This is a genomic window from Segeticoccus rhizosphaerae, assembly GCF_009192725.1.
Classification (GTDB): domain Bacteria; phylum Actinomycetota; class Actinomycetes; order Actinomycetales; family Dermatophilaceae; genus Segeticoccus; species Segeticoccus rhizosphaerae.
In genome coordinates this window covers 1-20,625 of record NZ_VOHR01000013.1, presented here as the reverse complement: position 1 = coordinate 20,625, position 20,625 = coordinate 1, and the positions used below count along the sequence as shown (strand labels likewise).

Below are 20,625 nucleotides of genomic sequence, written 5' to 3'. Positions count from 1 at the left end.
CCGCAGGGTCCGTCCCGTTCGCGATCGCGGGTATGCCGTGTGGCTTCCCCGGTGACTCAGTCGCGGTCGAAGCCGAGGCTCGCGTCGTCCAGACGGACCGCCTCGCCCGACCCCGGGCCGAACCCGGTGTAGTCGAACTGCTGGTAGTCCGGCATGGCGTACATCGCCGCCTTGGCCTCTTCGGTCGGCTCCACCTTGATGTTGCGGTAGCGGGGCAGACCGGTGCCGGCCGGGATCAGCTTGCCGAGGATCACGTTCTCCTTCAGCCCCAGCAGCGGGTCGGACTTGGCGTGGATCGCCGCGTCCGTGAGCACCCGGGTGGTCTCCTGGAAGGAGGCCGCCGAGAGCCACGAGTCGGTCGCGAGCGAGGCCTTGGTGATGCCCATGAGCTCGGGACGGCCAGAGGCGGGACGCCCACCCTCGGACACCACGCGACGGTTCTCCTCCTCGAAGCGACCACGCTCAGCCAGTGAACCGGGCAGCAGCTCGGCGTCACCGTTGTCGATGATCGTCACGCGGCGCAGCATCTGCCGCACGATGACCTCGATGTGCTTGTCGTGGATCGACACACCCTGCTGGCGGTAGACGTGCTGCACCTCGTCGACCAGGTGCGTCTGCACCGAGCGGGGGCCGAGGATGCGCAGGATCTGCTTCGGGTCGATGGCGCCCTGGACCAGCTTGGTGCCGACCTCGACGTGCTCGCCCTCGGCGACCAGCAGGCGGGCCCGCTTGCTCACCGGGTAGGCGTGCTCGTCGGTGCCGTCGTCCGGCGTCAGCACGATCCGGCGCGCCTTGTCGGTCTCCTCGATCTGCACGCGGCCGGTGGCCTCGGCGATCGGCGCCACTCCCTTGGGGGTGCGGGCCTCGAAGAGCTCGACGACACGCGGCAGACCCTGGGTGATGTCGTCACCGGCCACACCACCGGTGTGGAAGGTGCGCATCGTCAGCTGGGTGCCGGGCTCACCGATGGACTGGGCGGCGATGATGCCGACCGCCTCACCGATGTCGACCATCTTGCCGGTGGCCAGCGAACGACCGTAGCAGTGGGCGCAGGTGCCGACACGGGACTCACAGGTGAGCACCGAACGGACCCGGACCTTCTCCACGCCGTGCGCGACCAGGGCGTCGATGACCACGTCACCGAGGTCCATGCCCGCCTCGGCGAGCACCTCCCCGTCCTGCACGACGTCCTCGGCGAGGGTGCGCGCATACACGCTGGTCTCGACGTCCTCGTGCTCGACGAGCTCGCCGCGGGCGTTCTTCTGCGCGATCGGCAGGACGACGCCACGCTCGGTGCCGCAGTCCTCCTCACGGATGATGACGTCCTGGCTGACGTCGACCAGCCGCCGGGTCAGGTAACCCGAGTCGGCGGTCCGCAGCGCGGTGTCCGCCAGGCCCTTGCGGGCGCCGTGCGTGGAGATGAAGAACTCACCCACGGACAGACCCTCACGGAAGTTGGCCTTGATCGGGCGCGGGATGATCTCGCCCTTCGGGTTGGCCATCAGACCGCGCATACCGGCGATCTGCCGCAGCTGGAACCAGTTGCCTCGGGCACCCGAGGACACCATGCGGAAGATGGTGTTGTCGTGCGGGAGGTTGTCCTCCATCTCCTTGGCGACCTCGTTGGTGGCCTGCGTCCAGATCTCGATGAGCTCCTGACGGCGCTCGTCGTCGGTGATCAGACCGCGCTCGTACTGCGCCTGGACCTTGGCCGCCTTGGCGTCATACGCCTCGAGGATCTCGGTCTTGCGCGGCGGGGTCACCACGTCCGAGATCGCGACGGTCGTGCCGGAGCGGGTGGCCCAGTGGAAACCGGCCTCCTTGAGGGCGTCCAGGGACGCGGCGACCTGCACCTTGGTGTAGCGCTCGGCGAGGTCGTTGACGATGCGCGAGAGCCGCTTCTTGTCGACGGTCTCGTCGATGAACGGGTAGTCCATCGGCAGCGTGACGTTGAACAGCGCACGGCCCAGGGTCGTCTCGACGATCAGCGACGGCACGGCGCCGTTCTCGTCGGGCTCGAGGCCCTCGGGCAGCTCGGTGCCGGGGATCGGGACGACGTCCTCGAGGCGGATCTTGGCGACCGCGCCGAGGTCGAGCTCGCCGGCGTCGAAGGCCATGCGGGCCTCGCTGACCGACGAGAACGCCCGACCGGTGCCGACGCCGTTCTCCTTGACCGAGGTCAGGTGGAACAGGCCGATGATCATGTCCTGGGTGGGCATGGTCACCGGACGACCGTCGGCCGGCTTGAGGATGTTGTTGCTCGAGAGCATCAGGATCCGGGCCTCGGCCTGCGCCTCCGCGGACAGCGGCACGTGCACGGCCATCTGGTCACCGTCGAAGTCGGCGTTGAAGGCCGAGCAGACGAGCGGGTGGATCTGGATGGCCTTGCCCTCGACCAGCTGCGGCTCGAAGGCCTGGATGCCGAGGCGGTGCAGCGTGGGTGCGCGGTTCAGCAGCACCGGGTGCTCGGTGATGACCTCTTCGAGCACGTCCCAGACGACGGGACGGGCCCGCTCGACCATCCGCTTGGCCGACTTGATGTTCTGCGCGTGGTCGAGGTCGACCAGACGCTTCATCACGAACGGCTTGAACAGCTCGAGCGCCATCTGCTTGGGCAGGCCGCACTGGTGCAGCTTGAGCTGCGGGCCGACCACGATGACGCTGCGGCCGGAGTAGTCGACGCGCTTGCCGAGCAGGTTCTGGCGGAACCGGCCCTGCTTGCCCTTGAGCATGTCGGACAGCGACTTCAGCGGCCGGTTGCCCGGCCCGGTGACCGGACGACCGCGGCGGCCGTTGTCGAACAGCGCGTCCACGGCCTCCTGCAGCATCCGCTTTTCGTTGTTGACGATGATCTCCGGAGCACCCAGGTCGAGCAGTCGCTTGAGCCGGTTGTTGCGGTTGATCACGCGCCGGTAGAGGTCGTTGAGGTCCGAGGTGGCGAAGCGGCCACCGTCGAGCTGCACCATCGGGCGCAGGTCCGGCGGGATGACCGGCACGCAGTCGAGCACCATGCCCATGGGGTTGTTGGTGGTCGTCTGGAACGCCGTCACGACCTTGAGCCGCTTGATGGCACGGGTCTTCTTCTGGCCCTTGCCGGTCGTGATGATCTCGCGCAGCGAGGCAGCCTCGGCGTCCAGGTCGAAGGTCTCGAGCCGCTTCTGCAGCGCTGCCGCGCCCATGCCGCCCTCGAAGTAGAGGCCGAACCGGTCGCGCATCTCGCGGTAGAGGATCTCGTCGCCCTCGAGGTCCTGAACCTTGAGGTTCTTGAACCGGTCCCAGACCTGCTCGAGCCGCTCGACCTGCTGGTCGGCGCGCTTGCGGATCTGGTTCATCTCGCGCTCGGCGCTCTCGCGCACCTTGCGGCGGGCGTCGGCCTTGGCACCCTCGGCCTCGAGCGCGGCCAGGTCGGCCTCGAGCTTCTTGGCGCGGGTGTCGACGTCGACGTCGCGGCGGTTCTCGTGCTCCTTCTTCTCGGCCTCGATCTGCGCCTCGAGCGAGGGCAGGTCGCGGTGGCGCCCCTCCTCGTCGACGGACGTGATCATGTAGGCCGCGAAGTAGATGACCTTCTCGAGGTCCTTCGGAGCCAGGTCGAGCAGGTAGCCGAGCCGGCTCGGCACACCCTTGAAGTACCAGATGTGGGTGACCGGCGCGGCCAGCTCGATGTGGCCCATCCGCTCACGACGCACCTTGGCGCGGGTGACCTCGACGCCGCACCGCTCACAGATGATGCCCTTGAAGCGGACCCGCTTGTACTTGCCGCAGTAGCACTCCCAGTCGCGGGTGGGGCCGAAGATCTTCTCGCAGAAGAGCCCGTCCTTCTCCGGCTTGAGGGTGCGGTAGTTGATGGTCTCAGGCTTCTTGACCTCGCCGTGACTCCACTCGCGGATGTCGTCGGCGGTGGCGAGTCCGATGCGCAACTCGTCGAAGAAGTTAACGTCCAGCACTGCGTGCTTCCTTACTTTCGTATGCCGTGAAAGTTGAGTTCGTGGGTTGCAGGGGTCGTAGACCTCAGACCTCTTCAACCGAGCTGGGCTCACGCCGCGACAGGTCGATGCCGAGCTCCTCCGCAGCGCGGAAGACCTCGTCGTCGGAGTCCCTCATGTCGATGGACGTGCCGTCGCTGGAGAGCACCTCGACGTTGAGGCACAGCGACTGCATCTCCTTGATGAGCACCTTGAACGACTCGGGGATGCCGGGCTCGGGGATGTTCTCGCCCTTGACGATCGCCTCGTAGACCTTGACCCGTCCGGTCACGTCGTCCGACTTGATCGTCAGCAGCTCCTGCAGCGCGTAGGCCGCGCCGTAGGCCTCGAGTGCCCAGACCTCCATCTCACCGAAGCGCTGGCCACCGAACTGGGCCTTACCGCCGAGCGGCTGCTGGGTGATCATCGAGTAGGGACCGGTCGAGCGCGCGTGGATCTTGTCGTCGACCAGGTGGTGCAGCTTGAGGATGTACATGTAGCCCACCGACACCGGGTCCGGGAACGGCTCGCCGGAGCGGCCGTCGAACAGCCGGGTCTTGCCCGACTCGCCGACCAGTCGCTGGCCGTCCCGGGTCGGGGTCGTCGACTCCAGCAGGCCGGTGATCTCGTGCTCGCGGGCACCGTCGAACACCGGTGAGGCGACGCGGGTGCCCGGCTCGGCCGAGCGGGCGTCCTGCGGGATCATCGACGCCCAGTCGGGATCGCCCTCGATCTGCCAGCCGCGCGACGCCGCCCAGCCGAGGTGGATCTCGAGGATCTGGCCGACGTTCATCCGGCCCGGCACACCGAGCGGGTTGAGCACGATGTCGACCGGCGTGCCGTCGTCGAGGAACGGCATGTCCTCGACCGGCAGGATCTTGGAGATGACGCCCTTGTTGCCGTGGCGGCCGGCGAGCTTGTCGCCGTCGGTGATCTTGCGCTTGTTGGCGGTGTAGACGCGCACCAGCTGGTTGACGCCGGGCGGGAGCTCGTCGCCCTCCTCGCGGTCGAAGACCTTGACGCCGATGACCGTGCCGGTCTCGCCGTGCGGGACCTTCATCGAGGTGTCGCGGACCTCACGGGCCTTCTCACCGAAGATCGCGCGCAGCAGGCGCTCCTCGGGGGTCAGCTCGGTCTCGCCCTTGGGCGTGACCTTGCCGACCAGCAGGTCGCCGTCACGGACCTCGGCGCCGATGCGGATGATGCCGCGGTCGTCGAGGTCGGCCAGGACCTCCTCGGAGACGTTCGGGATGTCCCGGGTGATCTCCTCGGGGCCCAGCTTGGTGTCACGGGCGTCGATCTCGTGCTCCTCGATGTGGATCGAGGAGAGCACGTCGTCCTGCACGAGGCGCTGCGACAGGATGATCGCGTCCTCGTAGTTGTGCCCTTCCCAGGGCATGAACGCCACGAGCAGGTTCTTGCCCAGGGCCATCTCGCCGCCGTCGGTCGCGGGACCGTCGGCGATCACGCCGCCGGCCTCGAGCCGGTCACCCTCGTCCACCATGACCCGCTGGTTGTAGCTGGTGCCCTGGTTGGAGCGGGTGAACTTGGCGATGCGGTAGGTCTGGTAGGTGCCGTCGTCGGCGGCCACCGTGACGGTGTCCGCGGACACCTCCTGCACCACGCCGGGCTTCTCCGAGCGCACGACGTCGCCGGAGTCGAGCGCCGCGCGGTACTCGATGCCGGTGCCGACGAGGGGGGCCTCGGACTGCACCAGCGGCACGGCCTGACGCTGCATGTTGGCGCCCATGAGCGCACGGTTGGCGTCGTCGTGCTCGAGGAACGGGATCAGCGCGGTCGCCGCCGAGACCATCTGCCGGGCCGAGACGTCCATGTAGTCGACGTCCTCCGCCGGGATGTCGGCGACCTCTCCACCCTTGGTGCGGACCATGACCCGCTCCTCGGCGAAGTGGCCTTCCGCGGTCAGGGGCGCGTTGGCCTGCGCGATGACGAACTCGTCCTCCTCGTCGGCGGACAGGTAGTCGACGTCGTCGGTGACCTGGCCCTTGACCACCTTGCGGTAAGGGGTCTCGACGAAGCCGAACGGGTTGATCCGTCCGTAGGAGGCGAGCGAGCCGATCAGGCCGATGTTCGGGCCTTCCGGGGTCTCGATCGGGCACATCCGGCCGTAGTGGCTCGGGTGGACGTCACGGACCTCCATGCCGGCGCGGTCACGGGACAGACCGCCCGGGCCCAGCGCCGACAGGCGGCGCTTGTGGGTCAGACCCGCGAGCGGGTTGTTCTGGTCCATGAACTGCGACAGCTGGCTGGTGCCGAAGAACTCCTTGATGGAGGCGACGACCGGCCGGATGTTGATCAGGGTCTGCGGCGTGATGGCCTCGACGTCCTGGGTGGTCATCCGCTCGCGGACGACGCGCTCCATCCGGGACAGGCCCGTGCGGACCTGGTTCTGGATGAGCTCGCCGACGTTGCGCAGACGGCGGTTGCCGAAGTGGTCGATGTCGTCGACCTCGACCCGCACGTCGACGTCCTTGCCGTCGCGCCGACCGGCCATGGTCGTCTCACCGGCGTGCAGCGCGACGATGTAGCGGATCGTGGCGACGATGTCGTCGAGCGACAGCACGGACTCCGCCAGCGGCGCCTCGATGCCGAGCTTCTTGTTGATCTTGTAGCGGCCGACCTTGGCCAGGTCGTAGCGCTTGGGGTTGAAGTAGAGGTTGTCCAGCAGCGTCTGGGCGGCCTCACGGGTCGGCGGCTCGCCCGGGCGCAGCTTGCGGTAGATGTCGAGCAGCGCCTCGTCCTGGTCGGCCGTGTGGTCCTTCTCCAGGGTCTGGCGGATCGACTCGTAGTCGCCGAACTCCTCCAGGATCTGCGCCTCGGTCCAGCCGAGGGCCTTGAGCAGCACGGTCACCGACTGCTTGCGCTTGCGGTCGACGCGCACGCCGACCATGTCGCGCTTGTCGACCTCGAACTCGAGCCAGGCACCGCGGCTGGGGATGACCTTTGCGGTGTAGACGTCCTTGTCGGAGGTCTTGTCCAGGCTGCGCTCGAAGTAGACGCCGGGGCTACGCACCAGCTGGGAGACGACCACACGCTCGGTGCCGTTGATCACGAAGGTGCCGCGGTCGGTCATGAGCGGGAAGTCGCCCATGAAGACCGTCTGGCTCTTGATCTCACCGGTGGTGGTGTTCATGAACTCCGCCGTGACGAACAGCGGAGCGGAGTAAGTCATGTCCCGCTCTTTGCACTCCTCGATGGAGTACTTCTTCTCCTCGAAGCGGTGGTCGCGGAACGACAGCGACATCGATCCGGAGAAGTCCTCGATCGGGGAGATCTCCTCGAAGATCTCCTCGAGGCCGGATCGGTCGGGGACGTCCACACGGCCCTCGGCCTTGGCGGCCGCGATCCGTGCCTGCCAACGCTCGTTGCCGAGGAGCCAGTCAAAGCTCTCGGTCTGGAGGGCCGGCAGGTCAGGAACTTCGAGAGGTTCGCGAATCTTCGCGAAGGAGAGACGGCCAGAAGCCGTACGAGCAGTGGACACAGTCTGGGTCGCGGTACGCGAGGCAGCCAAGGAGGGTCCTTCCACGGGCCTGAAGTCAATGCGGCAAGTCGTGCGCGGGAGCCCGGCGGCTCAACCATGCATCCTGTCGTGTCCACAGGGCGCGCCCAAGGGGCACGAACGGCGGCGCGGAGGAGGTGGAGGAGACGTCAAGGCAGCGCAAAGCGATAGCATACCCGCATCAGGGCAGACAAGTCCAACTGCCTGTCCGGCAGTCACCTCTCCGCACGCCTGACCTCGTCATCTCTTGCGACGATGGTGACGCCCCGAGGCCCCCGCGTCAAGACGAAACGCCCCACGAGATTGGCTCGGCGGCGGGTCGGCGGCCCCTCGCGGGCGACGAGGGCACGTCATACGGCCTTCTTCTCCGGCGGCAGCCGGCCCCGTCCGGGAACGACGAAGGCGGGAGAGACCGTGTGGTCTCTCCCGCCTTGCGGCTCTCCCACGCGGGGGTGGCGCGGCCTCAGCCGCGGGCCGCCCCCGCCCGGGAAGGGGTCACTTGAGGGTGACGGTGGCGCCGGCGCCCTCGAGGGCGGCCTTGGCCTTCTCCGCGACGTCCTTGGCGGCGGCCTCGAGGACCGGCTTCGGGGCGCCGTCGACGAGGTCCTTGGCCTCCTTCAGGCCGAGGCTCGTGAGGGACCGCACCTCCTTGATGACCTGGATCTTCTTGTCGCCCGCGGCCTCGAGGATGACGTCGAACTCGTCCTTCTCCTCCGCGGCGGCGGCGTCGCCGCCACCGGCAGCCGGGGCACCGGCGGCCGCGACGGCAACCGGGGCAGCAGCGGTGACATCGAAGGTCTCCTCGAACTGCTTCACGAACTCGGAGAGCTCGATCAGGGTCATTTCCTTGAAAGCCTCGAGGAGCTCGTCAGTGCTGAGCTTCGCCATGATGGCGTCCTTTCTGTTCTTGCCGTGAGTGGCGTGATCTGGTGTGGAAGCTGGCGCGGAGCGCGTCAGCTCTCGTCGCCACCCGCGGCGACGTCTGGGGTGGCAGAGGCGTCGGCCTGGACCGAAGCCGCCTCGTCCGTGGTGGTGCTCTCGGCGGGCTCGGTCGAGTCCGCCTCGTTCGCGGTCTCGGGGACCGCCGCCCCCTCCGCCTCGACCTTGGCACGCAGAGCCTCGACCACACGGGCCGTCTGCGACAAGGGCGCGGCGAACAGGGATGCCGCCTGGCTGAGCGACGCCTTCATGGCGCCGGCCAGCTTGGCCAGCAGCACCTCGCGGGACTCGAGGTCCGCGAGCTGGGTGAGCTCCTCGGGAGACAGGGGCTTGCCGTCGAGGACGCCAGCCTTGATCACGAGGTGGGGGTTGGCCTTGGCGAAGTCACGCAGGCCCTTGGCCGCCTCGACCGGATCACCGGTGATGAAGGCGATGGCCGAGGGGCCCTGGAGGTGTCCGTCGAAAGCCGTGACTCCGGCTTCCTTCGCGGCGATCTCGGTGAGCGTGTTCTTCACCACGGCGTAGGTTGCGTGCTCGCGAATGGAGGTGCGCAGCGAGGTCAGCTGCGCCACGGACAAGCCGCGGTACTCCGTGAGCACGGCCGCATCCGAGCTACGGAACTTGTCCGCCAGCTCGGCGATGGCAGCCTGCTTCTCGGGCTTTGCCATGGGGCCTCCTTCCGGGTGAGTGCCGGTGTGAAGGCCCTGGAGACGACGAGAGCCCCGGCGCAGGGCGCGGGGCTCACGGCATACGAACGGGTATGCCACGTGCTGCTCACCTGCGCTGGTCGCCCGCCTTCGGCGGGACCTTCGGGCCCGTGCACTCGCGCGCAGGGTCGACCGGCGGTCTTTGGTGTCGTCATCCTACGGGCCCGGTGACGCGGCGACCAAATCGTCGTCCGCCACAGCCCGGAACGGGCGAGAGCCCGCCTCCCCAATAAGGGTGGCGGGCTCTCGTGGGCTGGGTCAGCTGGCGACGTCGTCGACCACGCGGGTGCGGGTCGCGTCGATCGGGATGCCGGGCCCCATGGTGGTGCTCACGGTGGCCTTCTCGATGTAGCGGCCCTTCGAGGACGACGGCTTGAGCCGCAGCACCTCGTCGAGCGCCGCCGTGTAGTTCTCGAACAGCTTGTCCTCGCTGAACGAGGTCTTGCCGATGATGAAGTGCAGGTTGGCGTGCTTGTCGAGCCGGAACTCGATCTTGCCACCCTTGATGTCGGACACGGCCTTGGCCACGTCCATGGTCACGGTGCCGGTCTTCGGGTTGGGCATCAGGCCGCGGGGGCCCAGCACCTTGCCGAGCCGGCCGACCTTGCCCATCAGGTCGGGCGTGGCGACGACGGCGTCGAAGTCGAGCCAGCCACCCTGCACCTTCTCGAGCATGTCGTCGGAACCGACGAAGTCGGCACCGGCAGCGGTCGCCTGGGCGGCGCGGTCACCGGTGGCGAACACCAGGACCCGGGCGGTCTTGCCCGTGCCGTTGGGCAGGTTGACGGTGCCACGCACCATCTGGTCGGCCTTGCGGGGGTCGACCCCGAGGCGCATGGCGACCTCGACGGTCGCGTCGTACTTGGTGGTGGAGGTCTCCTTGGCCAGGTGGACGGCCTCGCGGGGCGAGTAGAGCCGGTCCTCCTGGATCTTGTCCGCTGCGGCGCGGTAGGCCTTGCTGCGCTTCACTGCTTCTCCTTGAAACTGATCCTGCTGGATGGGTGGAGCTGTGGTGCGGGCCAGCGCTGGCCCTCCCACGGATGTTCAGTATGCCGTGTGCTCACCGGCGGCTGCTTTGCTCACCTCGGGCCGCTCTTGCGTCCTCGAGAACCGGTCCCGGCGGAGCAATGCGGCCCGGAGTGAGCACGAGCCTGGGCGGGCGGCGTACCGGGTCTGTCGGTCAGAGCTCGGTGGTGATGCCCATCGAGCGTGCGGTGCCGGCGATGATCTTGCTCGCCTGGTCGAGGTCGTTGGCGTTGAGGTCGGCCATCTTCTGCTCAGCGATCTCGCGGACCTGTGCCGCGGTGAGCTTGGCGACCTTGGTCTTGTTCGGCTCACCGGAACCCTTGGCCACGCCGGCGGCCTTCTTGATCAGCTCGGCCGCGGGCGGCGTCTTGGTGATGAAGGTGAACGAGCGGTCCTCGAAGACCGTGATCTCCACCGGGATGACGTTGCCACGCTGGGACTCCGTCGCGGCATTGTAGGCCTTGACGAACTCCATGATGTTGACGCCGTGCTGACCGAGCGCCGGACCGACGGGCGGTGCGGGCGTGGCCTGGCCGGCCTGGATCTGCAGCTTGATGAAGCCGGAGACCTTCTTGCTCTTGGGGGGCATGCGATTCCTCTTTCGGTGATGGGCCGACGCCATGGGCGATGACCCGGTTGCATCCGAACCGCGAACGGGGCGAGCGGTTCAGGGTAGGAGTATTCAGTTGTGCGCGAGGCGAACGCCTCGCAGTCGGGGGCGCACAGGGGGTCGAGCCCCCCGTGCGTCTAGATCTTGGCGACCTGGTTGAACGACAGCTCGACGGGGGTCTCGCGGCCGAAGATCGAGACCAGCACCTTGAGCTTCTGGCTCTCGGGGTTGATCTCGGAGATGGTGGCGGGCAGGGTCTCGAACGGGCCCTCCATGACCGTGACGGACTCGCCGACCTCGAAGTCGACGACCTTGACCTCGGCCTGCTTGCTGCCGGCCGCGACCTCGCCGGTCGCCAGGTCCTTGGACTCGAACTGCGGCGCGAGCATGGTGACGACCTCGTCGAGGCTGAGCGGCACCGGCTGGTGGGTGTGGCCGACGAAGCCGGTCACACCCGGCGTGTGCCGCACCGCACCCCAGCTCTCGTCGGTGAGGTCCATCCGGACCAGCACGTAGCCGGGCATCCGCACCCGGGTGATCTGCTTGCGCTGCCCATTCTTGATCTCGGTGACGTCCTCGGTCGGCACCTCGACCTGGAAGATGTAGTCCTCCATGTTCAGGCTGGTGGCGCGCGTCTCGAGGTTGGTCTTGACCCGCTTCTCGTAGCCCGCGTAGGAGTGGATGACGTACCACTCACCGAACTGGCTGCGCAGCTCGTCCTTGAAGGCCTCGAGCGGGTCCTGCTCCGGCTCGGCGGCAGTCGCGTCCTCGCCCTCGGCAGCAGTCGCGTCCTCGCTCTCGCCCTCGGCGGCAGTCGCGTCCTCGCCCTCGGCCGCAGTGACGTCCTCCCCGTCGGGGGCGGTGTCGGCGTCGGGCGCGGCGTCGGCGTCGGGCGCCGGCACATCCCCCACGGTGTCCTCGACCCCCGTTGCGGCTTCCTCGGTCGCGGGCGCGTCAGCCGCCTCGGGAACCTCGGGCTCGGCCGGCACCTGGGGTGCGGCGGTCTCCGTGGTGCTCTCGGCGCTCTCGGCGTCGGCGGTCCATTGCTCGGACATGACCTGCTTCCTCACTGCTGAAGTCTGCGGAACTCATCTGTTGTCACTACTGCGACGGCACGGTCACTCGTAGCACTGCGCCGGGCGCGGTGACGCCGCGCGCGGCGGACACCGCCGCCACGGGCATCGCGGACGGCCAGGTCAGCCGCCGCCGCTGCCGAACACGAAGCTCACCACGCGTACGAAGATCTGGTCGAGACCGAACACGTAGGCCATCATCGCGCCCACGAAGACGATCACGACCGTGGTGTAGGTCGTGAGCTCCTGCCGCGTGGGCCGCACCACCTTGCGCAACTCGTCGAGGATCTGCGCAATGAAGAGGCTGATCGCCGCGAACATCCGGCTCACCGGGTTGCGCCGGGGCGGCATCGACGGCGAACGACCGGAGCCACGGGCACCTGCCGTGCTCGTTTCGGTCACAGTTCCTCATCTCTGGCTGCGGTCACGCTGCCGGTGGCGGCTGCCACCGGCACCGCGTCCGCGCGGTGTCATCCAACTCACGACGTCGTCCAACTGCGGTGCGTCGTCCAAATCACTACGCAGGGCAGGAGGGACTCGAACCCCCAACCGCCGGTTTTGGAGACCGGTGCTCTACCAATTGAGCCACTGCCCTAAGGGTGCTGCTGGGTCATGCAGGTGCGTCGTGCTCGTGCGCTGTGTTCGTGCAGGCGACCGGCGACGGGCATGCGTCAGCATGGTTGTCGTCAACCACCCGAGGTGCGAGTGTACGCGAGACGGTGCGCCGATGGCGAACCCGGGACCCGGGCCCGCGCCGGCCACCCCGGGCGACCGAGGAACGGACGGCGAGCACACGGCATACCGGCCTTCTGTCATCCTGAAGGACGTGACGTCTTCCCAGCCCCGCCCCCCGCTCCCCCGCGTCTCCCACCGGATCGGCTCCATCGCCGAGTCCGCGACGCTCGCCGTCGACGCCAAGGCCAAGGCGCTCAAGGCCGCCGGCCGGCCGGTCATCGGGTTCGGTGCCGGCGAGCCGGATTTCCCGACACCCGACTACGTCGTCGCCGCCGCCGTCGCCGCCGCGCAGGACCCGGCCAACCACCGCTACACGCCGGCCGGTGGGCTGCCCGACCTCAAGGCGGCCATCGTGGCCAAGACCGAGCGAGACAGCGGTTTCGCGTGCGCGCCCGAGAACGTGCTGGTCACCAACGGCGGCAAGCAGGCCGTCTACAACACCTTCGCCGCGCTGCTCGACCCCGGCGACGAGGTGCTGCTGCTCGCGCCCTACTGGACCACCTACCCCGAGGCCATCCGGCTGGCCGGCGGCGAGCCGGTCGAGGTCTTCGCCGACGAGACCCAGGGCTATCGCGTCACCGTCGACCAGCTCGAGTCGGCGCGCACCGACCGCACCAAGGTGCTGCTGTTCAACTCCCCCGCCAACCCGACCGGTGCGGTCTACACCCCCGATCAGGTGCGCGCCATCGGCCGGTGGGCGCACGAGCACGGCGTGTGGGTGGTCACCGACGAGATCTACGAGCACCTGCGGTATGACGGTGTCCCCCTGGCCTCGATGCCCGTCGAGGTCCCGGAGCTGGTCGACACGTGCGTCGTGCTCAACGGGGTGGCGAAGACCTACGCCATGACCGGCTGGCGGGTCGGCTGGATGATCGGGCCCAAGGATGTGGTCAAGGCCGCGACCAACCTGCAGTCGCACGCCACCTCCAACGTGGCGAACGTGTCGCAGCGCGCCGCCGTCGCGGCGCTGTCCGGCTCGCTCGAGGCGGTCACGCAGATGAGGACCGCCTTCGACCGGCGCCGCCGGACCATCGTGTCGATGCTGAACGAGATCGACGGTGTCGAGTGCCCGACCCCCGAGGGCGCGTTCTACGCCTATCCCTCGGTCAAGGGTGTGCTCGGTCGGACCATTCGCGGCCGGACACCCAAGACCTCGGTGGAGCTGGCCGAACTGATCCTCGAGGAGGCCGAGGTCGCGGTCGTCCCGGGCGAGGCCTTCGGGCCCAGCGGCTACCTGCGTCTGTCCTACGCGCTCGGTGACGCGGACCTCGAGGAGGGGGTCGGCCGGATCCAGCGGCTGCTGGGCGAGGCGAAGTAGGCCGCTGGGGATGCCTCACGGCGCCTGTCGGCCTAGAGTCGCAGCATGAGGAGCGACCACAGGGGGCGCGCATGACTGATCACGAGGACACCGGCGCGGAGGCCATGGGCAGCTTCAGCCTCGACGACGAGGACCAGCTGTCGGAGGAGGACACGCTCGTCGACCGTGGCGTCGATGACGCCCTCGACGAGGGTTACTCGCCACCCGAGCAGCCGCGCGGGGTGGACCGCTTCGGCACCACCGCCGCGGAGCAGGAGCGGGGGGAGACCCTGGAGCAGCGGATCGCCCAGGAGGTGCCCGACCCCGACTCGGCCTACGGCGCGCCGGACAACGAGAGCGGGCTCGACGAGGACCGTCTCGGGGGCGACGACCCCGACTCGATCGCCGCCGACGACGACTTCCTCGGCGACGACGAGGTGGGCGACGAGCGCACCGGACGGCTGATGGCTCCCGACGAGGGCGCCCACGAGGACGAGGACTCCGAGCTCTACGCCGAGGACGAGGGAATCGCGGGCGGCTCCGCCTCGGCCGAGGAAGCGGCCATGCACACCATCGACGGCGACGCGGATCCGGACCGGTCTACTCGTCGCCCGTGAGGTTGAAGCCCTGCAGCCGGCGGGCCGCCAGCAGGACGAACCCGGCCACGACGATCACCGAGGCGATCACGGCATACGGCAGTCCCAGGTCGGGCGAGACCAGCCGCAGCCGGTCATCGACGGCCTCGGCGATCGCGCTGGCCCACCAGCTGATGCTGACCCACCGCACGCCGCTCACGAGGCCACCGATCAGGCCCTCCCAGAGCAACACGTAGATCAGCCCGATGACCACGGCGTGGCGGGTCAACGCGGACAGCCAGGTAAACAGCGCCGCGTATGCCGTGCCCGCCACCAGCGCGCCGACCGCGTAGGCCACCGCCAGCAGCGGTGTGCCGGTGGCGAGGATGAGTCCGGCGATCAGGATCGGCACGACCGCGAACACGACGGTGCACCCGAGCGCCACCACCAGCTTGCTGGAGGTGATGGTGAACCGGGAGATCGGCTTGGCGAGCAGGTAGACGATCGAGCCGTCGTCGATCTCGGGGGCCAGGACGCTCGAGGCGGCGATCAGCGCGACCAGCGGCAACAGGACGTGGAGCCCGAGCGGGGGCAGGAGGTGGCCCGCGGTGTCGGTCCCCTCGCCGGCGAGCGCGCGCACCACAAAGGCCAGCAGGATGAGGATCACCGGCAGGATGAACAGCATGATGCCGCGCCGGCGGCCGAGCACCGCACGCACGCCGAGGCGGACGATGGTGGCGTTCACGAGGACACCAGGTAGGCGAAGACGCTCTCGAGCGACTCGTCGGTCGGCGCGACCTCGAGCAGGCGGACGGAGTGGTCACGGGCGAGCCGCGGCAGCACCTGGGCGAAGCGGCCGAAGTCGCTCGCCTCGACATCGAGACCACCCTGGGTGCGTAGGGTGGCGCCGCGGACCGACGGATCGGTCAGGAGCGCGGACGCCAGCGCCCTGTCGTCGCTGCTGCGCAGGACGTAGCGGTTGGGCCGATCGGTCATCAGCCGGCGGATCGCGCCGAAGTCACCGGATGCGGCGTGCCGGCCCGCGACGACAACCTCGATCTGGCGTGCCACCTGCTCGACCTCCTCGAGGATGTGCGAGCTGAACAGCACCGTGCGGCCCTCCGCCCCCATCCGCCTCAGCAGCTCCATCAGGTGCATCCGCTGACGGGGGTCCATCCCGTTGAACGGCTCGTCGAGGAGCAGCACGGCCGGGTCGTGCACGAGCGCCGAGGCCATCTTGACCCGCTGGCGCATGCCCTTGGAGTAGGTGGAGATGGCCCTGTCCTGCGCGTCGGTCATCTCCACCACGGCGAGCGCGTGGTGCGCGGCTGCTCCGGGGTCGGGCAGCCGGTGCAGCTCGGCGTTGGCCGTGACGAACTGCCGGCCCGTGAGGTAGTCGAACAGCGCCTCGCGCTCGGGCACCAGGCCGATGACGCGATAGATCTCCGGGTTGCGCCACAGCCGCTTCCCGTCCAAGGTGACCGACCCGGCCGAGGGCGCGAGGAAGCCGGACATCAGCGAGATCAGCGTCGACTTGCCGGCGCCGTTGGGGCCGAGCAGACCGGTGACGCCGGGCCCGATGGTCATCGAGACGTCGTTGACGGCCACGACGTTGTGGTACCAGCGGGAGACGTTCTCCAGCGCGATCACGCTCACGGGTTCTCCTCGTCGCGGCTCCTCGGCGGCAGAGTCGCTCCGCCGAACTGTCGCCGCTGGTCGTCGCCCCTCACACGGACACCGCCTTCCGGTAGCGCAACAGCATGGCCGTGACCGACCCGGCCAGCACGAGGACGGTCACGATCAGGAAGACCACGCCGATGCCGGTGCCTTCGGGCGGTGCCGGCGTCGACGGCGGTGCGTTGAAGACCCAGTGCTGGAGGCCGTCGATGAGAGTGAACGGGCAGAACAGCCCGACGGCCTGTCCGAGGGTGTCGTTGCCCTGGTCGACGGAGATGCCCTGGATCGCGCTCACCACGGTGTAGCTGACCAGCAGCACGACGATCACGGCCGCCACCGCGATGCCACGTTTGGTGGTGACCGCCGAGACCAGCGCGGACAGGCAGGCGAGGACCGCGGCGAGGACCAGCACGGCCGCGGTGGCCTCGAGGAAGCCGCGCACCTGTCCCCAGACGGACAGGTCGGCCAGCAGCCCGCCGAGCAGCAGCACGAGCAGGGGTGCGACCAGCAGGATGAATACGGCGGCCGTCAGCGAGGCGAGCCGCACCAGCACGTAGGTGCTGCGGCGCAGGGGCCGAGCCAGGTACAAGGTGATGGTCCGGAAGCGCAGGTCGCGTGAGATCAGCGCCGGCGCCTGCGCCGCGACGAACACCGAGACGAGCAACTGGGTGACCATCGCGTAGCGCGCATACGGCAGTAGCTGCTGGTCCATCTTGAGCTGGACCATGACGGCGACGAGGATCAGCGCCGGCAGGACCATGAGCACCAGCAGGAGCAGCGGGAGCACCTTCGACTTGCCCGAGCGCCCGAGGCCGAAGCAGTTGCGCAGCCCGGTCAGGAACAACGAGAAGGCGACCTGCCCCTCCCCCAGGCGCGGACCGGCATACGGCCGGTAACCGATGTCATGGATGACGCCGCGCGGTGGCGCCACCCTCGGGTCAGACGGGCTGGACACTGCCGGCCTCCCCTTCCTTGAAGACGTCCTCGATGCGGCGGTGGTGCTGCTGCATGCGCACCAGGCCGAGCTCGAGATCGCAGGCCAGGTCGCGGATGACGTCGTGGACAGCCGGGTCTGCGGCCTCCACCTCGATGAGGTCGCCGTGCGGCCGAGCCGCCAGACCGGCGTCGACGAGGGCCTGCCCCATCCGGTCGTGGTCGGCCCGGTTGCCGAAGACCTCGACGAGCAGGAGACCGGTGGACTGGGTGAACTCGGAGGTCGCGGACGACCGCAGCATCCGGCCACCGTCGAGGACCACCACGTGGTCGCTGATCCGCTCGAGCTCACCGAGCAGGTGGGAGGTGACCAGCACCGAGATGCCGAAGTCGTGGCCGATCCTGCGGACGAGCTCGAGCATGTCGTCGCGCGCGGCGGGGTCGAGTCCGTTGGTCGGCTCGTCGAGCAGGACCAGCCGCGGGTCGTGCACCAGGGCCTGGGCGAGCTTGGCGCGCTGCTTCATGCCGGTGGAGTAGCCGCCCATGACGCGGTAGCGCTCCTCGGCGAGGCCGACGTGGCGCAGGACGTCGGCAGCCCGCTCACGGGCGGCGGTGTGGGGCAGGCCGGACATCTGGGCCATGTGCACGACGAAGTCGCTGGCGGACACGTCGGCGGGCAGGCAGTCGTGCTCGGGCATGTAGCCGACCAGGGCACGGATCTGCGCCCCCTGGGCCGCCACGTCATACCCGAGGACCCGCGCTTCACCGCTGGTCGCGGGGAGCAGCCCGAGCAGGATCTTGATCAGGGTGGACTTGCCGGCGCCATTGGCCCCGACCAGGCCGGTCACGCCGTCCCCGATCGTCACGGTGAGGCCGTCGAGCGCGGTGACGCGAGGGTAGGCCTTGGTGAGGCCCCCCGTCTCGATCGCCGCCATGCGCCCAACCTATCCGCGGGGCAACCGGGGGGCGAACACATTCACCTCGACGGGCGCAAATTCTGTCGGATGCGCCCGTCGGGGCCGTGGCACAGTGAGCGGGTGCGCTGCACCTGCCCGGCGACGTGCTGAACGCGTCGGGCCGGCCCGACCTCGGGGCGCGACAGGGGCCGGATGGCAGACTGACGGCATGGCTCGCCCGGTGCAGACCCTGCCCAAGGCCCACCTGCACCTCCACTTCACCGGTTCGATGCGACTGCCCACCCTGCTCGACATGGCCGACCGGCACTCGATGCGGCTCCCGGACTCGCTCACCGCCTCCTGGCCGCCACGGCTGAAGGCGACGGACGAGCGCGGGTGGTTCCGGTTCCAACGCCTGTATGACGCCGCCCGCCACTGCGTGCGTGGCGAGCAGGACATGCGGCGGATCGTCCGCGAGGCGGCCGAGGACGACGCCGCCGAGGGCTCGCGCTGGCTGGAGATCCAGGTCGACCCGACCTCCTACGCCCCGCACGTCGGCGGTATCACTCCGGCCCTCGAGATCGTCCTCGACGAGGCCCGGTCGGCCTCGGAGGCCACGGGGACGGGCGTGGGCGTGATCGTGGCGGCGAGCCGGATGCGCCATCCCCTGGACGCGCGCACCTTGGCGCGTCTCGCCGCCAAGCACGCCGGCGAGGGGCCGGGCACAGTCGTCGGCTTCGGCCTCAGCAACGACGAACGCCGTGGCAACACACCGGACTTCGCCCCTGCGTTTGCGATCGCCCGCAAGGCCGGTCTGGCGCTCGTGCCCCACGCCGGCGAGCTCCTCGGGGCGGACGCGGTGGCCGAGACGCTCCACTTCCTCGCCCCGGACCGGCTGGGGCACGGGGTGCGGAGCATCGAGGACCCGCGAGTCCTCGATACCGTCGTGCAGGACGAGGTGACGCTCGAGCTGTGCCCGGGCAGCAACGTGGCGCTCGGGGTCTACGACGCCGCCGCCCGGGTGCCGTTGCGGCAGCTGGTCGACGCCGGCGCTCGGCTCGCTCTCGGCGCCGACGACCCGTTGCTGTTCGGCAACCGGCTCGAGGCGCAGTACGAGAGCGCGCGGGTGGACCACGGACTGGACGACGGACAGCTGGCCGACCTCGCACGAGGTTCGATCCGCGGGTCGCGGGCCCCGGTGGCCCTGCAGAAGGCCCTGTTGTCGGAGGTCGACGCGTGGGTCGCCGGATCCGGGCAGGCCGAAAGCGACCAGCCGCCCGAGCCGAACAGGTCCGGCACGCCCGTCGTCGACCCGAGGAGGACCCCATGAGCGCCCGCGTCCTGGACCCGGCCGAGGTGGCTCGTTCCTTCGCCGAGGAGGTGCGCGGGCGGGTGGCGGCGCTGGGCCGGCCGCTGCGCATCGTCGGGCTGCTCACCCAGGCCGACGGGCCGGCCGCGACCTATGCCCGGTATGCCCGCCAGGGCGCCGAGTCGGTGGGCATCAAGTTCGACCTGGTCCAACCCGCGCCGGAGGAGGTCGTCACCGCCATCCAGCGAGCCAACGTCGACCCGGACGTGCACGGCATCTTCCTCTACTACCCGCTGCTGGGTGCCGAGGAGGACCGGTGGTTGCGCGAGCTCGTCGACCCGCGCAAGGACATCGAGGGGATGCACAGCTTCTGGAGCCGCAACCTCTACGAGAACCTCCGCTGGCTGGACGGTGCCCACACCCACAAGGCGATCCTGCCCTGCACGCCGCTGGCGATCCTCAAGCTGTTGGACGCCGCAGGCATCGCGAGCCTCGCTGCGCCGGGTCCGCTGCCGCTCAGCGGGGTGACGGCGTGCGTGATCAACCGGTCGGACATCGTGGGCCGTCCCCTCGCCGCGATGCTGGCCAACGACGGCGCCGAGGTGGTCTCCCTCGACCTGGACGGCACCCAGGTCTTCGAGCCGGCCGGACGCCACCTCACCCACACCGTGCGCGACTCCGACGAGACCCGCGCCGAGGCGCTCGCACGCGCCGAGGTGGTGATCACGGGCGTGCCGAGCCGCGAGTTCCGGCTCGTCGCGGGTGAGGAGATCAGGGCCGGCGCGATCTGCGTGAACTTCTCGCAGTTCCGCAACTTCGACGACTCGATCCGTGCGGTGGCCTCCGTGTTCGTGCCCCGAGTGGGTCCGATGACCGTGACCATGGCCACCCGCAACCTGACCCGCCTGGCCGGGATGGCGGGGGCCCCCTCGTCCGGCTGAGCGAGGGCCACCTCGGCCGGGAAGGGGTCGCTGCACGTTCCGGCCGCAGCAACCGGGCGCCGACGCCGGACCGGGCGGTCGAGGCACGAAGAGGAGGCGACATGGAGCTCTGGCAGGACCTCGTCGAGCAGTACCGCTCCTTCGCGCAGCACGCGCGCGACGAGTCACCGTGCTTCCACGACTGGGCGAGCGCTGTGGCGGACGACCAGGAGGTGCTGACGTGGATCCGGCAGCTCCCCAGGATCAAGCAGCAACCCAACCTCGTCTTCGCCGCGGCGCGTTGGCACGGCGTCGCCGCACCGGGCCCCTACGACGGACTGCGCCGCGCGCTGCTGCAGGACCGCGGCGCGATCCGCGAGACGATCCTGGCCCGCGCCACCCAGACCAACGAGCCGGGCCGCCTCGCCACGCTGGCACCGGTCTTT

At 69.3% G+C, this 20,625-nt stretch carries 16 protein-coding genes, 1 tRNA gene and 1 pseudogene; 5 read left to right on the top strand and 13 right to left on the bottom strand.

The genetic code is table 11. The features are described from left to right. Window positions 1-56 precede the first annotated feature (56 nt). From FRW57_RS02405 to FRW57_RS02365, 9 genes are all read right to left on the bottom strand, one after another. Window positions 57-3,944 (bottom strand): DNA-directed RNA polymerase subunit beta', encoded by a 3,888-nt coding sequence (locus FRW57_RS02405; protein WP_137120590.1) that lies wholly within the window; start codon window positions 3,942-3,944, stop codon window positions 57-59. Window positions 3,945-4,008: 64 nt separating this feature from the next. After that, a complete protein-coding gene (gene rpoB, locus FRW57_RS02400) occupies window positions 4,009-7,494 on the bottom strand; it encodes a DNA-directed RNA polymerase subunit beta (protein ID WP_152185196.1) in 3,486 nt (1,161 codons plus the stop codon). A 483-nt stretch (window positions 7,495-7,977) separates the two neighbouring features. After that, window positions 7,978-8,370: a 50S ribosomal protein L7/L12 gene (gene rplL, locus FRW57_RS02395; protein ID WP_137120592.1), complete on the bottom strand. Its 393-nt coding sequence runs from the start codon at window positions 8,368-8,370 to the stop codon at window positions 7,978-7,980. Between the two features lie 65 nt (window positions 8,371-8,435). After that, on the bottom strand, window positions 8,436-9,089 hold the full coding sequence (gene rplJ / locus FRW57_RS02390) for a 50S ribosomal protein L10 (RefSeq protein ID WP_137120593.1): 654 nt from the start codon (window positions 9,087-9,089) through the stop codon (window positions 8,436-8,438). 297 nt (window positions 9,090-9,386) lie between these two features. Continuing rightward, window positions 9,387-10,097 carry a 50S ribosomal protein L1 gene (gene rplA, locus FRW57_RS02385; RefSeq protein WP_137120594.1) on the bottom strand — a complete coding sequence of 237 codons (711 nt, stop codon included), beginning with the start codon at window positions 10,095-10,097 and terminating at the stop codon, window positions 9,387-9,389. A 211-nt stretch (window positions 10,098-10,308) separates the two neighbouring features. Next, window positions 10,309-10,743, bottom strand: a complete 435-nt coding sequence (rplK, locus tag FRW57_RS02380; RefSeq protein WP_137120595.1) for a 50S ribosomal protein L11 — start codon at window positions 10,741-10,743, stop codon at window positions 10,309-10,311. A 158-nt stretch (window positions 10,744-10,901) separates the two neighbouring features. Continuing rightward, window positions 10,902-11,819, bottom strand: coding sequence for a transcription termination/antitermination protein NusG (gene nusG, locus FRW57_RS02375; protein ID WP_137120729.1), 918 nt, complete (start codon window positions 11,817-11,819; stop codon window positions 10,902-10,904). Between the two features lie 141 nt (window positions 11,820-11,960). Further along, window positions 11,961-12,239: a preprotein translocase subunit SecE gene (secE, locus tag FRW57_RS02370; protein WP_373681283.1), complete on the bottom strand. Its 279-nt coding sequence runs from the start codon at window positions 12,237-12,239 to the stop codon at window positions 11,961-11,963. Between the two features lie 120 nt (window positions 12,240-12,359). After that, a tRNA-Trp gene (locus FRW57_RS02365) sits at window positions 12,360-12,432 on the bottom strand. Window positions 12,433-12,663: 231 nt separating this feature from the next. On the opposite strand from FRW57_RS02365, the gene FRW57_RS02360 reads away from it, so the two are divergent. Further along, complete coding sequence (locus FRW57_RS02360; RefSeq protein ID WP_162529228.1) at window positions 12,664-13,890, top strand: pyridoxal phosphate-dependent aminotransferase; 1,227 nt, start codon at window positions 12,664-12,666, stop codon at window positions 13,888-13,890. 71 nt (window positions 13,891-13,961) lie between these two features. Then, entirely contained in the window at window positions 13,962-14,486 is a 525-nt protein-coding gene (locus FRW57_RS02355; protein WP_137120597.1) for a DUF5709 domain-containing protein, read from the top strand. Here FRW57_RS02355 and FRW57_RS02350 read toward each other — a convergent pair. From FRW57_RS02350 to FRW57_RS02335, 4 genes and pseudogenes are all read right to left on the bottom strand, one after another. Continuing rightward, window positions 14,470-15,189 carry an ABC transporter permease gene (locus FRW57_RS02350; protein ID WP_137120598.1) on the bottom strand — a complete coding sequence of 240 codons (720 nt, stop codon included), beginning with the start codon at window positions 15,187-15,189 and terminating at the stop codon, window positions 14,470-14,472. The genes FRW57_RS02355 and FRW57_RS02350 overlap by 17 nt on opposite strands. Beyond that, window positions 15,186-16,034: pseudogene (locus tag FRW57_RS02345) on the bottom strand (ABC transporter ATP-binding protein); the annotation flags it as partial. The gene FRW57_RS02350 and the pseudogene FRW57_RS02345, both read right to left, overlap by 4 nt. A gap of 136 nt (window positions 16,035-16,170) precedes the next feature. Then, on the bottom strand, window positions 16,171-17,076 hold the full coding sequence (locus tag FRW57_RS02340; protein WP_152185194.1) for an ABC transporter permease subunit: 906 nt from the start codon (window positions 17,074-17,076) through the stop codon (window positions 16,171-16,173). Further along, a complete protein-coding gene (locus FRW57_RS02335; RefSeq protein WP_137120601.1) occupies window positions 17,060-17,989 on the bottom strand; it encodes an ABC transporter ATP-binding protein in 930 nt (309 codons plus the stop codon). Before FRW57_RS02335 ends, FRW57_RS02340 begins: the two co-directional genes overlap by 17 nt. Window positions 17,990-18,179: 190 nt before the next feature. Here FRW57_RS02335 and FRW57_RS02330 point away from each other — a divergent pair, with 190 nt between their 5' ends. The 3 genes from FRW57_RS02330 to FRW57_RS02320 form a co-directional block, all read left to right on the top strand. Continuing rightward, window positions 18,180-19,280, top strand: coding sequence for an adenosine deaminase (locus FRW57_RS02330; RefSeq protein ID WP_152185193.1), 1,101 nt, complete (start codon window positions 18,180-18,182; stop codon window positions 19,278-19,280). Then, a complete protein-coding gene (locus FRW57_RS02325) occupies window positions 19,277-20,200 on the top strand; it encodes a bifunctional methylenetetrahydrofolate dehydrogenase/methenyltetrahydrofolate cyclohydrolase (protein ID WP_152185192.1) in 924 nt (307 codons plus the stop codon). The genes FRW57_RS02330 and FRW57_RS02325 overlap by 4 nt, the downstream gene beginning before the upstream one ends. 101 nt (window positions 20,201-20,301) lie before the next feature. After that, window positions 20,302-20,625, top strand: a 324-nt coding sequence (locus FRW57_RS02320) for a DUF2332 family protein (protein WP_152185191.1), incomplete at its 3' end; no start/stop codon positions are given.

Coding starts and splice junctions, on each gene's coding strand:
- FRW57_RS02335 (WP_137120601.1), bottom strand. CDS start 17,989: ATGGCGGCGATCGAGACGGGGGGCCTCACCAAGGCCTACCCTCGCGTC.
- FRW57_RS02330 (WP_152185193.1), top strand. CDS start 18,180: ATGGCTCGCCCGGTGCAGACCCTGCCCAAGGCCCACCTGCACCTCCAC.
- FRW57_RS02325 (WP_152185192.1), top strand. CDS start 19,277: ATGAGCGCCCGCGTCCTGGACCCGGCCGAGGTGGCTCGTTCCTTCGCC.
- nusG (WP_137120729.1), bottom strand. CDS start 11,819: ATGTCCGAGCAATGGACCGCCGACGCCGAGAGCGCCGAGAGCACCACG.
- rplK (WP_137120595.1), bottom strand. CDS start 10,743: ATGCCCCCCAAGAGCAAGAAGGTCTCCGGCTTCATCAAGCTGCAGATC.
- rplL (WP_137120592.1), bottom strand. CDS start 8,370: ATGGCGAAGCTCAGCACTGACGAGCTCCTCGAGGCTTTCAAGGAAATG.
- rplJ (WP_137120593.1), bottom strand. CDS start 9,089: ATGGCAAAGCCCGAGAAGCAGGCTGCCATCGCCGAGCTGGCGGACAAG.
- FRW57_RS02355 (WP_137120597.1), top strand. CDS start 13,962: ATGACTGATCACGAGGACACCGGCGCGGAGGCCATGGGCAGCTTCAGC.